At 43.9% G+C, this 14,336-nt stretch carries 16 protein-coding genes; 1 reads left to right on the top strand and 15 read right to left on the bottom strand.

What is annotated here, in order from left to right; all coding sequences use genetic code 11:
• Positions 1–174: 174 nt before the first annotated feature.
• The 9 genes from groL to thiL form a co-directional block, all read right to left on the bottom strand.
• Positions 175–1,824: a chaperonin GroEL gene (groL, locus tag AC0NJP_RS00080; RefSeq protein WP_474698355.1), complete on the bottom strand. Its 1,650-nt coding sequence runs from the start codon at positions 1,822–1,824 to the stop codon at positions 175–177.
• A 44-nt stretch (positions 1,825–1,868) separates the two neighbouring features.
• Positions 1,869–2,153: a co-chaperone GroES gene (gene groES / locus AC0NJP_RS00075; RefSeq protein ID WP_474037882.1), complete on the bottom strand. Its 285-nt coding sequence runs from the start codon at positions 2,151–2,153 to the stop codon at positions 1,869–1,871.
• A gap of 211 nt (positions 2,154–2,364) precedes the next feature.
• Entirely contained in the window at positions 2,365–2,943 is a 579-nt protein-coding gene (locus AC0NJP_RS00070; protein WP_474037880.1) for an ANTAR domain-containing response regulator, read from the bottom strand.
• A 5-nt stretch (positions 2,944–2,948) separates the two neighbouring features.
• Positions 2,949–4,379: a sensor histidine kinase gene (locus AC0NJP_RS00065; RefSeq protein WP_474037879.1), complete on the bottom strand. Its 1,431-nt coding sequence runs from the start codon at positions 4,377–4,379 to the stop codon at positions 2,949–2,951.
• A gap of 109 nt (positions 4,380–4,488) precedes the next feature.
• Positions 4,489–5,526 carry a tRNA (adenosine(37)-N6)-threonylcarbamoyltransferase complex transferase subunit TsaD gene (gene tsaD, locus AC0NJP_RS00060; RefSeq protein WP_474698354.1) on the bottom strand — a complete coding sequence of 346 codons (1,038 nt, stop codon included), beginning with the start codon at positions 5,524–5,526 and terminating at the stop codon, positions 4,489–4,491.
• Positions 5,527–5,670: 144 nt separating this feature from the next.
• A complete protein-coding gene (gene rimI / locus AC0NJP_RS00055) occupies positions 5,671–6,117 on the bottom strand; it encodes a ribosomal protein S18-alanine N-acetyltransferase (protein ID WP_474037876.1) in 447 nt (148 codons plus the stop codon).
• Positions 6,104–6,844 carry a tRNA (adenosine(37)-N6)-threonylcarbamoyltransferase complex dimerization subunit type 1 TsaB gene (gene tsaB, locus AC0NJP_RS00050; protein ID WP_474698353.1) on the bottom strand — a complete coding sequence of 247 codons (741 nt, stop codon included), beginning with the start codon at positions 6,842–6,844 and terminating at the stop codon, positions 6,104–6,106. Before tsaB ends, rimI begins: the two co-directional genes overlap by 14 nt.
• Positions 6,825–7,298 carry a tRNA (adenosine(37)-N6)-threonylcarbamoyltransferase complex ATPase subunit type 1 TsaE gene (gene tsaE / locus AC0NJP_RS00045; protein ID WP_474698352.1) on the bottom strand — a complete coding sequence of 158 codons (474 nt, stop codon included), beginning with the start codon at positions 7,296–7,298 and terminating at the stop codon, positions 6,825–6,827. Before tsaE ends, tsaB begins: the two co-directional genes overlap by 20 nt.
• Positions 7,299–7,306: 8 nt before the next feature.
• Positions 7,307–8,299 carry a thiamine-phosphate kinase gene (thiL, locus tag AC0NJP_RS00040; protein WP_474037871.1) on the bottom strand — a complete coding sequence of 331 codons (993 nt, stop codon included), beginning with the start codon at positions 8,297–8,299 and terminating at the stop codon, positions 7,307–7,309.
• A gap of 193 nt (positions 8,300–8,492) precedes the next feature.
• Here thiL and alr point away from each other — a divergent pair, with 193 nt between their 5' ends.
• Positions 8,493–9,605: an alanine racemase gene (alr, locus tag AC0NJP_RS00035; RefSeq protein WP_474037869.1), complete on the top strand. Its 1,113-nt coding sequence runs from the start codon at positions 8,493–8,495 to the stop codon at positions 9,603–9,605.
• Between the two features lie 43 nt (positions 9,606–9,648).
• Here the strand turns inward: alr and AC0NJP_RS00030 are convergent, their stop codons facing one another.
• From AC0NJP_RS00030 to AC0NJP_RS00005, 6 genes are all read right to left on the bottom strand, one after another.
• Positions 9,649–10,236, bottom strand: a complete 588-nt coding sequence (locus AC0NJP_RS00030) for a GerMN domain-containing protein (protein ID WP_474037868.1) — start codon at positions 10,234–10,236, stop codon at positions 9,649–9,651.
• Positions 10,233–11,294, bottom strand: a complete 1,062-nt coding sequence (locus tag AC0NJP_RS00025) for an N-acetylmuramoyl-L-alanine amidase family protein (protein WP_474037866.1) — start codon at positions 11,292–11,294, stop codon at positions 10,233–10,235. Before AC0NJP_RS00025 ends, AC0NJP_RS00030 begins: the two co-directional genes overlap by 4 nt.
• A 141-nt stretch (positions 11,295–11,435) precedes the next feature.
• Positions 11,436–11,786, bottom strand: a complete 351-nt coding sequence (locus AC0NJP_RS00020) for a type II toxin-antitoxin system PemK/MazF family toxin (protein WP_474037864.1) — start codon at positions 11,784–11,786, stop codon at positions 11,436–11,438.
• Between the two features lie 3 nt (positions 11,787–11,789).
• On the bottom strand, positions 11,790–12,065 hold the full coding sequence (locus AC0NJP_RS00015; protein WP_474037862.1) for a CopG family ribbon-helix-helix protein: 276 nt from the start codon (positions 12,063–12,065) through the stop codon (positions 11,790–11,792).
• Positions 12,066–12,190: 125 nt separating this feature from the next.
• The gene (locus tag AC0NJP_RS00010; protein ID WP_474037861.1) at positions 12,191–13,744 is read right to left on the bottom strand and encodes an NAD(P)H-hydrate dehydratase; all 1,554 of its coding nucleotides are present in this window, start codon (positions 13,742–13,744) and stop codon (positions 12,191–12,193) included.
• Positions 13,741–14,124 carry a holo-ACP synthase gene (locus AC0NJP_RS00005; protein WP_474037859.1) on the bottom strand — a complete coding sequence of 128 codons (384 nt, stop codon included), beginning with the start codon at positions 14,122–14,124 and terminating at the stop codon, positions 13,741–13,743. Before AC0NJP_RS00005 ends, AC0NJP_RS00010 begins: the two co-directional genes overlap by 4 nt.
• Positions 14,125–14,336: the final 212 nt, after the last annotated feature.

The following is a 14,336-nucleotide window of genomic DNA, read 5'->3' as shown; positions in this document are numbered from 1 at the left end:
TTAAATAAAGAGTGCTTAATACAAACTTAAAGAGCTTAGAGAAAAGCAAAAAGCTGCACATAAGTCTTGTGAACTTATGTGCAGCTTTTATATTTTATTAGTAACAAATAAGTAACATTCAAAAGATTCCGTGGCGAAATCCGCTGAATTTACTGGCCTGTCACGAACATGATATTACATCATGCCCATGCCGCCCATGCCACCCATACCGCCCATGCCGCCCATAGCAGCAGCTGCAGCAGCACCGTTATCTTTTTCCGGTTTATCAGCAACAAGCGTTTCTGTGGTCAATACAAGAGCTGCAATGCTGGAAGCATTTTGCAGAGCAGAGCGCGTTACTTTAGCAGGGTCAACGATACCAGCTTTAATCATGTCAACATATTCTTCCGTCAAAGCATTGAAGCCAATGCCTTTGCCGGCTTTTTTCACGTTTTCAACAACGATAGAGCCTTCTAGACCAGCATTATTAGCGATCTGACGAACAGGTTCTTCGATAGCGCGTTTTACAATGTTCACGCCAGTCTTTTCGTCACCTGAGGCTTGAATCGTATCAAGTACAGGCAGAATATCGATGAAAGTTGTACCGCCGCCAGCGACAATACCTTCTTCCACAGCAGCGCGAGTTGCATTCAAAGCATCTTCAATGCGCATTTTCTTTTCTTTCAATTCCACTTCTGTTGCAGCGCCGACTTGAATTACAGCAACACCGCCGGACAATTTAGCCAAACGTTCCTGCAGTTTTTCTTTATCAAAGTCAGATGTGCTTTCTTCCACTTGGCTTCTGATATTCGCTACACGAGCTTTAATGTCATCAGCGGAACCTGCGCCGTCAACAACCGTTGTTTCTTCTTTCGAAACGCGAATTTGACGAGCACGACCAAGATCTTCTAACGTTACACTGTCTAATTTACGGCCAAGATCTTCCGTAATAACAGTACCGCCCGTTAAAATTGCGATATCTTCTAACATAGCTTTGCGGCGATCACCGAAGCCAGGAGCTTTTACAGCAACAGCTTTGAAGGTACCACGAAGTTTATTGACAACCAAAGTAGCAAGAGCTTCGCCTTCTACATCTTCAGCAATAATGAGAAGTTCTTTACCTTGTTGTACTACTTTTTCCAGAACAGGCAGCATGTCGGCAATTGCGCCAATTTTGCGGTCCGTAATCAAGATATAAGGATCATTGAGAACTGCTTCCATTTTGTCCGTATCTGTTACCATGTAAGGAGAAATGTAGCCGCGGTCAAACTGCATGCCTTCAACAACGTCAAGGTCAGTTCCCATCGTTTTGGATTCTTCTACGGTGATAACACCATCGTTGCCGACTTTTTCCATAGCTTCCGCAATGAGACGGCCAATTTCTTCGTCAGCTGCCGAAATCGAAGCAACCTGAGCAATCGCGTCTTTTGTTTCAACTTTTTTAGCAGATGCTTTAATTTCAGAAACAAGAGCATCTACAGCTTTCTGGATGCCTTTTTTAATAATCATTGGGTTAGCGCCAGCAGCAACATTGCGCATGCCTTCATGGATGAAAGCTTGAGCTAAAAGCGTAGCTGTTGTCGTGCCATCACCTGCTACATCATTTGTTTTTGTAGCAACTTCTTTAACGAGCTGAGCGCCCATATTTTCAAATGGGTCTTCCAAATCAATATCGCGAGCGATCGTTACGCCGTCATTAGTAATGGTCGGAGCACCGAATTTTTTATCAAGAACCACGTTGCGGCCTTTTGGTCCAAGAGTTACTTTTACAGCATTTGCTAAAGCATTAACGCCTCTTTCCAGTGCGCGGCGTGCTTCTTCATCAAAAATAATCTGTTTAGCCATTGTATGTATATCCCCCTTTTATTTTCGTTACGTCTTACGCTAGATTATTCGGCAACAGCCAAAATATCTCTTTCGCTGAGAATGATATATTCCTGATCGTTGATCTTTACTTCTGTGCCAGCATATTTCGAGAAAATGATTTTGTCGCCAACTTTCACTTCCAAAGCAACTCTTGTACCATTTTCCAAAAGTTTACCTGTTCCTACGGCAACGATTTCACCTTCTTGAGGTTTTTCCTTCACCGTATCAGGAAGAACGATTCCGCTCTTTGTTTTTTGTTCGGCTTCTAAGGCTTTAATAACAACTCTGTCACCTAATGGCTTAATCATGAAAAAATAACCTCCCTTTAAAAGTGTTCGTTTTTATTATTGTTAGCACTCACTAAGATAGAGTGCTAATTCCATAAATTATGATATATAATTTTGGGCAAAAAATCAAGCGTTTTCCACAAAAAAAGAAGATTTTTTTTACTTTTTTTCTAGTGCAGCAACAAGACGAGGTCCCGCCACCGGCAAGACCTCGTTCTTCAAGTCCATTTTGTTATTTTTTCTTAACGGAATTAATAATAGCCTCTGCTACTTCTCGGATCGATTTTCGCTTCGCCATACTATACTGCTGAATCCGACGGTATGCTTCACTTTCACTTAGATGATAGGCATCCATTAAAATTCCCTTGGCCCGATCCAAAATTTTCCGCATCTCCAAAGAATTTTTTACATCTTCTAATTCTTTTTCCAGTTCACTGAACTCTCTAAAGCGCGACAAGGCAATTTCGATAGCAGGAAACAGATTCGCTTCTTTGACCGGCTTGACAAGATATGCCAAAACGCCAGAATCCTTTGCTTTATCAACAATCTCCTTCTGACTAAATGCTGTTAATAACAAAACGGGAGCTACTTTATCAGTAGATAAAATGCGCGCCGCCGTAATTCCATCCATTTCCGGCATTTTAATATCCATGATAACAAGATCAGGCTTTAGACGCCGTGCCAAATCGACAGCTTTAGCACCATCAGAGGCTTCGCCAACTACTTCGTGCCCCGCTTCTTCCAGTAGTTCCTTCAAATCCATACGGATGATTGATTCATTATCAGCGATTACAATCCTTAATGCGTCCATCTCTCTTATCCTCCCTCTGTCATCCGGGGTATTGTAATAATAGCTCTTGTTCCGCCTTGCGACTTCAATTCAAACTTCCCGGATAGATCGGATTCAATTAGGGTTGTAACTATTTGAATGCCCAGGCTCTTCAATTTATGGGGATCAAAGTTTGGCGGAAGCCCAATGCCGTTATCATAGATTTCTACTTGATAGCAGTCAGGCAGAGCGCGAATATCAATACCAATCAAGCCTTCCTTACAGCCGACAAAACCATGTTCGATCGAATTTTGAATCAGTTCGTTAATTGCCAGCGCCAAGCTGCTAGCATAGTCAGAAGGTAAAATCACGGTTTCGCCGTTAAATACCGTTTGGATATTAAAATCAGGTTCCAGCATATTCTGAATAACTGCATCCATAATATTTTTTGCCACTTCAGCCACATTAATCACTTCTACATCTTGCTGTGACAAAAATTCATGAATGACAGAAATACTAAGAATCCTGTTAATGCATTCTCTTAGCGACGCCTTTACTTCTGGCGATGGCGACCGCCGTGCCTGTAACCGCAATAAGCTGGCAATCGTCTGCAGATTATTTTTAACGCGATGATGAATTTCTTGAATCACCGCTGATTTAACGAGCAATTCTTTCTCTTTTTTCTTAATTTCTGTAATATCGCTGACAATAAATAGTACGCCGCATACAATATCAGCCTTTACTACTGGCAAAGCCCTTTGATTAAAAATCAAATTGCCTGTTTCAAGCTCTTGTTCCTGGGCCCGCTTTTGCTCAATTGCACTTTGTACTAAATTCATATGAGTGCGGCGGTCCGTAACTCGCCGACCAACAATATGACTCACGCCAAGTACTTTATAAATACTTGTGGCGACGGCATTGGCAAAAATAACCTGACCGGAGTCGTCAACAATCACAATTCCATCACGCGCACTAAGGCGTCGGTACATATCGCCGCCAGACAGGGCTGGACTTGTTGTCGTAAACAGCAAAAAGGCCGTATCCACAAGAATATTATGCGAACCGATGCGGGCCTGCGCCTCTTCAAAGCTAGCTTCAAAGCTCGCCACGGCAATAACTTCACCCTGTTCATCTTTTATCGCATAAGTTTTCATTTCCAGCGATTCCATGCCAATTTCCCATTCTCGTTGACCAGAAATATTTTTTCCTGTCGTGAGCGTCCGCCAAACAAGCGGCTCTTCATCAGCTCGCACCGTAGTTCCTAGAAGATGGGGGCGATATTCGATAAAACTCGTGTTGGGCCGCACCTGCGCAATAATGACAAGATACTTGTCAGAGTGCGTTTTTGCATAAATTGTAATCTGAGCATGAGCCAAATCAGCCGCAATTCCCATCAACTTCGCCTGGTTTTCTAAATGCATGATTTGCTGCGATTTTAAACTTGTTGTTTTTCGGCAAATGTCACTAATAACTCCCATAGGCACCCCCCACGGCTTACAGAATTACACTTTTCTTTATTAAAGTACTAACTATTCCACATGAAAGAGAAAAATCCTTGCTTAGAAAAAAAGTATTTTGAAAGGCGCTTTAGCCCAAAGACTGACCTAAACGCATCGTTGGCCTAGCGTTTAAAGTAAGAGGCGAAGTAAAACCGCTCTGAAATTGATAGTAGGCGCGACAACCAATCATTGCCGCATTATCCGTACATAAAATAAGGGGTGGATAAAAAACCTTAGCACCTTGCTTATTAAGAGCCTTGGTTAACTGAAGACGTAACGAAGAGTTTGCCGCTACCCCGCCCGCCAGGACCACTTTAGAAATCCCCGTTTCTTTCACGGCAGCCGCAGTCTTTTCTACGAGAACATCGACCACAGCAGCTTGAAAACTGGCAGCCACGTCGGCTTGATCGTAACTTTCCTGTTTTTGCTTTTTAGCATTTAAATAATTCAGTACTGCCGACTTTAAGCCGCTAAAACTAAAGTCATAGTTGGAATCATGGACAAGCGCCCGCGGAAAAGCAATAGCCGCGGGATTACCGGATTTAGCCAATTCATCAATATGGGGACCGCCAGGATAAGGCAGACCCATGACGCGGGCAATCTTATCAAAGGCCTCGCCTGCGGCATCATCACGCGTTTGTCCCAAAAGTTCAAAGGAATTATAGCCAGTTACTTTCACCAGAGAAGTATGACCGCCTGACACAACCAATGCTAAAAAAGGTGGCTCTAAGTCACGATGGGCCAATAGATTAGCAAAAATATGTCCCTCTAAATGATGAACTCCCACCAAAGGAACTTTCGCCGCAAAAGCTAAAGCTTTCGCCGCTGCGACTCCTACTAACAGAGCGCCGACGAGACCGGGTCCATAGGTCACGCCAATAGCATCCATGTCGGTAATTTTAAGCCCTGCTTCTGTAAGAGCCTGATCCACAACAGGAATAACTTGTTCAATATGCTTGCGCGAAGCAATTTCCGGCACAACGCCGCCAAATTTTTGATGAACTGGGACCTGCGATGAAATCACATTTGATAAAATGATCCGTCCGTCCTGTATAACTGACGCCGATGTCTCATCGCAACTTGTTTCCAATCCAAGCACAAAAATGGATTTCTTTTCTTTCTCCATAATATTATAATATCCTCCATTACATACCCCAAATAAAAATAAGCAGGACGGTTAGGCGCCGTCCCGTCTACAAGTCAGCACAAACCGACCTGTTATCGCATAGGCTGTAGCACAATCACCCTTAGCCACGAAAGTGGCTTTTTTTCATAGGTCGACCCACATGATGATGGCATCTTCGCCTGTATCGCTATAGTATTTCTTACGAATTCCCTTGGCTTCAAAGCCAAAGTTTTTATAAAGGTTTTGAGCTGCCGTATTAGACGTACGAACTTCTAGTGTCATCCTCACAGCTCCCTGAGCTTTGACTCTTTCAATTAGAGTTTTTAAAATCACAGCTCCTATTCCTTGCTGACGGTACTTTGGCAGTACAGCCACATTCGTTACATGAGCTTCATCAAGAATCAACCAAGTTCCCGCATAAGCGGCAATTTCCCCGTCTTTTTCCACCACCAAATAATAGGCCAGATCATTTTCCGCTACTTCCGCTTCAAAAGCGACTCGCGACCACGGCTCAGAAAAGGATACTTCCTCAATCGCCAGCACGCCATCAATATCCTGTTCTGTCATGCTACGCACGTTAAGCTTGTCCATGATGCTCCTTCGTTTGCAACATGGGCATTTGATTTTGCTGGCGTTTTTCCCATAAAACCTCGGCTTCAGAACGGCGGATATAAATCGGCTCAAGCGTCATCGCATCAAAGACCTTGCCTTGCTGATAAAGCTGTCGCGCGGCTGCAGCAATACTGGCGGCTCGCGGCATAAGTAAGTGCGGTGGAGCCACAGTAATCAGCGGATTATTGTCACCAGCTGCCTGTACTACTTGGGCTGACTCACCAAGTAATGTAACTTTTCTTGCTAAGGAAACCAATTTTTCATAAGCTGCCTCGGCTTTTAAAATCGTCACAGGCATTCGTTCCTGAATACCGTCGGCAGTAAACTCATAAAGCGCCATGTAAACATTACCTTTTTGCGCATCTAAGACCGGCGCTAAAATTTGCGTAGAACCAGCCAGATTATAAGCAAGTCCTGCCAAGGTGGGTACGCCAATTAACGGTAGTGAACGAACATAACTCATGGCCTTTGCTGTTGCCAAGCCAATACGCAGGCCCGTAAATGAGCCTGGTCCGATACTCACAGCAATAGCCTCAATGTGTTCTGGCTCCACCGCAGCAAAGCGGCAAAGCGCATCAATCGTCGGTAAAAGCTTCTCCGAGTGGGTTTTTGTCGTTTGCAAAGTAAATTCAGCAAGCAATTTCTCTTCCGTATCTAAAGCAACAGAAGAAACAAGAGTTGCTGTATCAAGAGCTAGGATTAGCAAAATGCTTCAGCTCCTCACACAAAAATTCATAGCGCTTTCCTTGCGGCTGAAACTGAAAAATTCGTTCTTCCTCGCCCGCGCTTTTTTCAATAGTAATCCATAAATAATTGCTAGGTAAAGCCTCACGAAATTGATCAGGCCATTCGATCAAAGAAATGCCATACGTCGTATATTCATAAAAACCGATATCTTCTAGTTCCTCTATTGATTCTAAGCGATACAGATCAAAATGATGAATTTCTACAGTTCCTTCATAAACTTGAAGCACTGTAAAGGTCGGACTTGTCGCCTCGCTGTCTGGCGCTAGCACTTTCGTGATTTGCTGGACAAAAAAAGTTTTACCAGCCCCTAAATCGCCTTCCAGCGCAAGCACATCACCGTCTTTTAGTAAAGAAGCGACAAAGGTAGCGAGATCTTCTGTATCGGCTAAACAATTGCATTGAATTGAAACCATGTATCCTCCTAACGGAAATGATTGTATCCTTTCGGCTCCAGCAAAGTCATATCACCTGCTATCGTCCGCAAAAACACTTCTTTTCCAGCAACAACCTCGCCAACAGCAGTGAGCGCTAAATCAGGATACTGCTCTGTGAGCAAAGCAAAATCACCTTGGCTCATCGTAAAGACAAGCTGATAATCTTCCCCTCCATAGAGGGCGCATTCCACTGCTGACAATTCTAGCAGACGAGCCGCCTGCTTTAACTCATCTGATAAAGGAATCTTTGCCTCATCAAGAATCATGCCCACTTTGCTGGCAGCTGCAATTTCATTTGCTTCACTGGCGAGCCCATCACTAATATCATTCATACTGTGAGCCCCATTTTTCGCTAACAGCTGTCCTAGTTCAACTTGCGGTCGCGGTGTAAGATGGGCGGTTACCAGTGGCCAAGCAAAAGAAATCTCTTCCCACTGCCCTTCTGATAACAAAGTAAAGCCCATGCTCGAATTACCGAGCGTTCCTGTTACAACAACAAGATCACCGACACGAGCGCCGGAACGCCGCACTAAAAAAGATGGATCTACTTCACCAGTTACTGTTACACTAATAACAAGTTTTTCTTTTGACGCTACCGTATCGCCGCCAACAATATTGACGCCATACTCACGACAAATTTCCTTCATGCCTTCATAAAGATTAATTAAAAGTTCTACATCGGTCTGAGGCGGAAGCGCAATAGAAACGACAGCATGATTCGGCTTGCCGCCCATAGCGGCAATATCACTAAAACTCACAGCCATTGATTTATATCCCAGTTGCAACGGTAAGGTTGTTTTCATATCAAAATGAACATTTTCTACAAGCATATCTGTCGTCATCAGTTGCAATCTATGAGGCGTCGGCAAAAGCACAGCCGCATCATCGCCAATCCCAACAACAACGGTGCCAGGATCATGAATCGTATCTTGTTTCAATATATCAATCAGCCCAAATTCACCAAGATCTGTTACATTCATTTTTCCACCTCAATCACTGTCAACAACCTGAACAATTCCTTTATTTCCATCTTCGACTAAATGTTTCCTGCCTTTTCAGTATACCCTTTAGAAAAAAAGTTACACGGAAAACAGGAAAATTCAGCCGTTACAGCAAATTCATACAAAGTCGGATCAGCATGATCTTAACAAACGGTAAAGAAGGAATCCTGAAATGAGACCAACCATTGCGCAAGTAAACCTAAGTTATCTCTCTCACAATCTTAGACAAATTCGTAAACATCTCCCTGCTGCCATTGATATGACAGCTGTCGTCAAAGCTGACGCCTACGGCCACGGCGCAATCCCAGTAAGCAAACGGGCTTTGTTTGAAGGCGCTACGTCTTTGGCTGTTGCGACCGTCCAAGAAGGAATTGAGCTGCGTGAAGCAGGTATAAAAGTTCCTATTCTGATCTTAGGACTTACTTTCCCTGAAGAGGCTAAAGACATCATCAGATACGACTTAACCGTAGCCGCCTGTACGAAAGAACAAATTGACCTGCTTGCTACAACAGCCCGTGCCAAAAGCCAACAGGCGCGGATTATGCTAAAAGTCGATACAGGCATGAGTCGTATTGGTTTTCTACCGCAAGACCTCTTAGAATTTGTCGACTATACCGCATCCTTACCGAATGCCAATCTACGCGGCTGTTTCACCCATTTAGCTACAGCCGATAGCGCTGACAAAGAATACGCGGGAAGGCAAATAGGCGCTTTCAAAAATGCCTTGCAGACTTTGGAAGCCAAACGCATCCAGCTACCCTATATTTCCTTCGCCAATAGCGCCAGCATTATGGACCTAGACTGTACTATTTGCACTCATGCTCGCCCTGGCATCATTTTATATGGCTTGGAACCTTCGAAAGAAATGCAGCAACACCTAAACTTAAAACCAGTTATGTCCTTAAAAACAAAAGTTGCCTATGTAAAACAAATTCCTGCCGGAACGACGGTCGGTTATGGCCGGACCTTTACAGCAGACGAAGATGTTTATGTGGCTACACTGCCAATCGGCTACGCCGATGGCTACCATCGCTTACTTTCTAACAAAGCGCCGATTCTCATCGGAGGAAAACGCCGCCAACTGATTGGCAATATTTGCATGGATCAAATCATGGTCAACTTAGGCAATGATCCTACTGTGCAGGCTGGCGATGAGGCCGTATTATTCGGCCAACAAGGCAAAGAAGAAATCACGTTAGGCGAATTAGCAGATCTTGCCCAGACAATTCATTACGAACTAGCTTGTGCTGTAAGCAAGCGAGTACCTCGCCACTATATTGATTAACAGAAAAGCTAAAAACCAGCCACAATGGCTGGTTTTTTTATGCTCATTTTTTAACAATGCTCTCGGACCTGCTTAGTGGAACGGAAAGATCCATATGTCCGTAAAGAGTGTCAATTTTTTTGCCTTCTACTAAAATTTGTACTTTATCCACTGTAGAAAATTCAGTAAGAGTATTTACCAAGGAAGTAACCAGAAGCATTTCCGTGGCAGATCCACCATTCCCCTTTAATAGGGCCTTATTAAAATCCACATAAGCAACACCGTCTTTGATGGTAAGCTGCCGCAATTTTGTCCCTGCCGGAAACACCTTTGCGGTATGCGGCTGATTAGACCCAGTCAAAAGAGCTTCCACTGCCATATGGGCTGGTTGGTCATTTAACGGAAAAGTTCTTGGTTCCATCACAAGATGGGCGCCATCATCGCTGGGAAAATACAAATTAAACTTGACATAGCTCAGCTTCGAATCAATAGGAGTCCCCGCCGCCACTGGTTGGACAGGTGTTTTCGCAGCATCAGTTGAAGCGTTAGCTCCAGGCGTCGCCGTAGTCGCTGCACTTTGCGAATTGTCGCACCCTGTTAAGAGCAACATCGGAAAAATAACAAAAAGCGCCAAAATCAAATACCGCTTCATGAACGATTCCCCCCTCTGCTTGCTGCCTGTAGAAAGAAAGAATCAAGTCCTTGGACAATTCCGTTTGCCATTTTCTGCTGAAATTGACTATTTATCAAATCTTTTTCCTCTTCAGGATTAGAAATAAAAGCAAGTTCTATCAGCGCAGCAGGCATCGTTGTATGTTTTATAACATAAAAATTGGCCTGATACGTGCCTCGGTCCTGAAGATTTGTGGCCTGTACAAAAGAAGTCTGCAACGATTGAGCTAGGAGCGCATCATAATCTGATTTCTCATAATAATATGTAGCAGCTCCATTAACAGCTGGATTGGTAAAAGAGTTTGCATGAATACTTAAAAAGATATCGGCCTTGCGACTGTTTGCAACATCGGCCCTTGCCCCTAGTTCTTCTACGCCGCTTGCATTTGGTCCATAAACGTCCACATCCGTGTCACGCGTTAAGATCACTTTAGCGCCAGCTCGTTCCAACATGGCTTTTACTTTCGCAGCCACAGCCAAAGTAACCGTTTTTTCCTGATTTTTCCCCGGACCAATAGCGCCAGGATCACTCCCACCATGACCAGGATCTAAAACAATAGTCTTCTGGGCAAGTCCTGCAGAATAAGAAAAGTTCGCTTTAGCTATTGGCTTACTAATATCTACGACAACACGATAGGGTTTATTATTCTTACTGTCGGAAGGAAGAGTAAACACTTTGAAATTGCTTGCCGTAATAACATCTGCTAAATCAATGACAAGTTTTGCTGCATTAGCGCCAGAAACCACATTGACTTTGCTAGCAATCTTCCCATCAAAACTGACAGGACCTACACGGCCTGCCGCTGCATTTTTTATATCGACAACTAATCGCGGCTGTGCCGTCGATACAATCGTCCCCGCCGCCTGTACCGGGCCTGAGACATCAACAACCATCCGAAATGATAGAGCACCTGTTGCTGCATCGACATGATTGGCCCAACGGATATTTGTTAAAGACGTGGTCCCTGCTCCAGCAAAAACCAACTGAGGAATCAATAAGATTGCCATAAACAATAAGATGGCAATTTTTTGCCGCATTCACCACACCTCCTGTTTCTGCGACATACTTTGTTTTATTTTCGCCGCAAAAAAAATAAATCCTGCAGGACCTATGTCGCAGGCAAACAAAAAAAGCTGAAACCATCATAGAATTCAGCTTTAATGACTATGTTCTTTATTTCATAACTCCATAAGACCAAGGCTAACGCGAATCGCCTCATCGACTTTTTCCATAACCTCTTCGCTTAAATGAGTCACTTTTTCTCGAAGACGCCGTTTATCAATCGTTCGAAGCTGTTCCAGCAAAATAACGGAGTCTTTATCCATTTGAAAGAGTTTCGCGCTAATTTCAATATGAGTTGGCAATTTAGCCTTAGCAATTTGTGAGGTAATTGCCGCCACAATTACAGTTGGACTATATTTATTGCCCACATCATTTTGAATCACTAAAACAGGACGGTGTCCTCCCTGTTCTGAACCGACTACAGGACTTAAATTGGCAAAATAAATGTCTCCGCGTTTTACGACCACCGCTTATTCACGCTCCGCCAGTAAAGTAGGCATCAAATCAGAAGCTTCACAATCGGCAGGCAAACCTTCTTCTGCTAATGCCAAATTAATGACCGCCATTTCCTGATACCCTTTTTTCATCATGTCCCGTACAGCCTTGCGTTTCTTATCCTCGATATACAGCCGCATTGCCTCTCGAACAAATTGACTGCGGCTTAATTTTTCCATGGCAATAATTCCGTCCACTTCCTGTAGTAAACTATTGGGAAGACTAATCATAATCCGTTTTAATTCGGCCACTCTCTCACCCCCGCTGACTCTTGCGGCGCCTACATCTATCAACAGTATATAGAACCATATAGACGAATGTCAACTTTTATCTATCATAAACCAGCTGACAAAATTGCCCTTTGAAAAACCATCCGTTATTTTTCAGAAAGCAGGCCATAAATCGCAGCAGGAATCACTTCCGCTACATCACTTGCCGCCATGCCAATCGGGTTACTTTTTGCAACTAAATCACCAGCTAAACCATGCAAATATACACCAAGCAAAGCTGCTTCATGACTTGAACAGCCTTGAGCAATAAAGGCGGCAATCATACCAGTGAGCACGTCACCCATGCCACCTGTAGCCATACCGGCATTGCCCGTAGAATTAATATAAAGTTCGCCGTCAGGAAAAGCGATAATCGTAGCAGCACCCTTTAACACAACAATACTCTGCCACTTTTCCGCATATTCTTTAGCTACAGTCAAACGATTCTCTTGAATTTCTTTAACGGAAAGCCCAGTCATCGCCGCCATTTCACCAGGGTGAGGCGTCAATACACACAAAGCGGGACTTTCCTGAAACAAATTTTGATCGACTGTTACTGCATAGAGAGCATCAGCATCAATAACAAAGGGTCTGTCTACCTTATGAACTAATTCCCGCACCAAATTCAGCGTCTCTTCCGTTCGTCCCAAACCTGGCCCGATTGCTACAACAGAGACTTTTTCCGCTAATAGTTCAATCTCTGGCAACGAATCAGGTGTCAGTATAGCCCCTGCCCCGCCAGGCAAGGGTGTTACCATGGCTTCGGTTAATTTTGCCGCAAGAATTGGATAGATTGATTCAGCTACACCTAAAGTAACTCGCCCTGTTCCTGCACGAAGCGCCCCAGCTGCAGTCAGCGCTGCAGCGCCAGTATATCCTTCAGACCCGCCTAATACTAGCGTCCAACCGCAGTCTCCCTTATGACTTTCTGCGTATCGCAAAGGGATTTTTGTCACCATATCAGTTGCGGTCAGCACATTTTGGCGAATCCGATCTTGGCACAGCAAAGCGGCGGGAATCCCAATATCATCGATAACAACCTGGCCGGCGTATTCTGTCCCAGGATAAAGAAACAGCCCAGGTTTAGCTAGCCCTAGGGTAATGGTATGATCTGCTTTTACTGCAGTCGATATAACCCGTCCATCATTTGCTTGAACGCCAGAAGGTAAATCAATCGCAAAAGTCAATTTTGCCGCCTTATTTATCGCTTCAATCGCTTGGGAAAATACAGGATATAACTCGCCTGTCATACCAGTTCCTAGCAACGCATCAACAAGGCAATCGGAAAATGACAGAGAAACTTTTAAACGGTCCCAATCACGCTCAGCAGAGATTTCTAAAATATCAATTCCCATTTGCAACAAAACGTCAAGATGAACTGCCGCATCACCCGCTACATCACCTTGTTCAGAAAAAAGAAAAACCTTAACTTTAGCGCCGCGGTTTGCCAAGTAACGAGCGACAACAAAACCATCGCCGCCATTATTTCCCTTACCAGCTAAAATAGTAATCCGTTTTCCCGTCACATCACCAAGGATTTTTTCCATATATCGAGCGACAGCCGCTCCGGCATTTTCCATTAAGACAACGCCAGGAATTCCATACTCTTCTATTGTTTTGCGGTCTATCTCCCGCATTTCTTCCGCCATGGCTATTTTCATATTTTTTTACCTCCCCAGCAAATTACCTGTGCCGCCGCATATTTTTTCGCATGCGTCAGTGATATATAAATTTCAGAAATTCCTTTTTCTTCTGCCATCTCAGCAAACCGACCTGAAAGCGAAAGATGCGGTGCTCCTAGTTCATCAGGCAAGACTTCCATATCAATCCATTTGCCTTCTCTTAGTCCTGTTCCCAAAGCCTTTAAGAAAGCTTCCTTGGCAGCAAATCTCGCTGCAAAAGAAGCCGCGCAGCCTGCCCTGAGACTTTCACAGTACGCTTGCTCAGCAGGAGTAAAAACTCGCTTTACAAAAGAATTTTTTTCTATGGCAGCAGCAATTCGATCAATTTCAACAATATCAAGTCCAATTCCAATAATCAAGATACTGCCTCCCATCTCAAACAAAACTATGTCAACAACCTTAGTTTTCTTTTAAGTATACCACAGTCTACAGTCAGAGAAAAAATCAATAAATATCCACCCGCATAGCGGGTGGTTTTTCATTTTCGGGCATAGCCCTTTTAAACTGGCTGCGCATAAATGCGCTTTTTATTGGCCTGCCAGCCATGCAACTTTTACTTGCTACCCGTAAA

Source organism: Pelorhabdus sp. sgz311002 (assembly GCF_056134285.1).
This window is presented reverse-complemented; position numbering and strand designations above follow the sequence as displayed.

Excerpts from the sequence above, each read along its gene's own strand:
- groL (WP_474698355.1), bottom strand. The coding sequence starts at position 1,824 with ATGGCTAAACAGATTATTTTTGATGAAGAAGCACGCCGCGCACTGGAA.
- groES (WP_474037882.1), bottom strand. The coding sequence starts at position 2,153 with ATGATTAAGCCATTAGGTGACAGAGTTGTTATTAAAGCCTTAGAAGCC.
- AC0NJP_RS00070 (WP_474037880.1), bottom strand. The coding sequence starts at position 2,943 with ATGGACGCATTAAGGATTGTAATCGCTGATAATGAATCAATCATCCGT.
- AC0NJP_RS00065 (WP_474037879.1), bottom strand. The coding sequence starts at position 4,379 with ATGGGAGTTATTAGTGACATTTGCCGAAAAACAACAAGTTTAAAATCG.
- tsaD (WP_474698354.1), bottom strand. The coding sequence starts at position 5,526 with ATGGAGAAAGAAAAGAAATCCATTTTTGTGCTTGGATTGGAAACAAGT.
- rimI (WP_474037876.1), bottom strand. The coding sequence starts at position 6,117 with ATGGACAAGCTTAACGTGCGTAGCATGACAGAACAGGATATTGATGGC.
- tsaE (WP_474698352.1), bottom strand. The coding sequence starts at position 7,298 with ATGGTTTCAATTCAATGCAATTGTTTAGCCGATACAGAAGATCTCGCT.
- thiL (WP_474037871.1), bottom strand. The coding sequence starts at position 8,299 with ATGAATGTAACAGATCTTGGTGAATTTGGGCTGATTGATATATTGAAA.
- alr (WP_474037869.1), top strand. The coding sequence starts at position 8,493 with ATGAGACCAACCATTGCGCAAGTAAACCTAAGTTATCTCTCTCACAAT.
- AC0NJP_RS00030 (WP_474037868.1), bottom strand. The coding sequence starts at position 10,236 with ATGAAGCGGTATTTGATTTTGGCGCTTTTTGTTATTTTTCCGATGTTG.
- AC0NJP_RS00025 (WP_474037866.1), bottom strand. The coding sequence starts at position 11,294 with ATGCGGCAAAAAATTGCCATCTTATTGTTTATGGCAATCTTATTGATT.
- AC0NJP_RS00010 (WP_474037861.1), bottom strand. The coding sequence starts at position 13,744 with ATGAAAATAGCCATGGCGGAAGAAATGCGGGAGATAGACCGCAAAACA.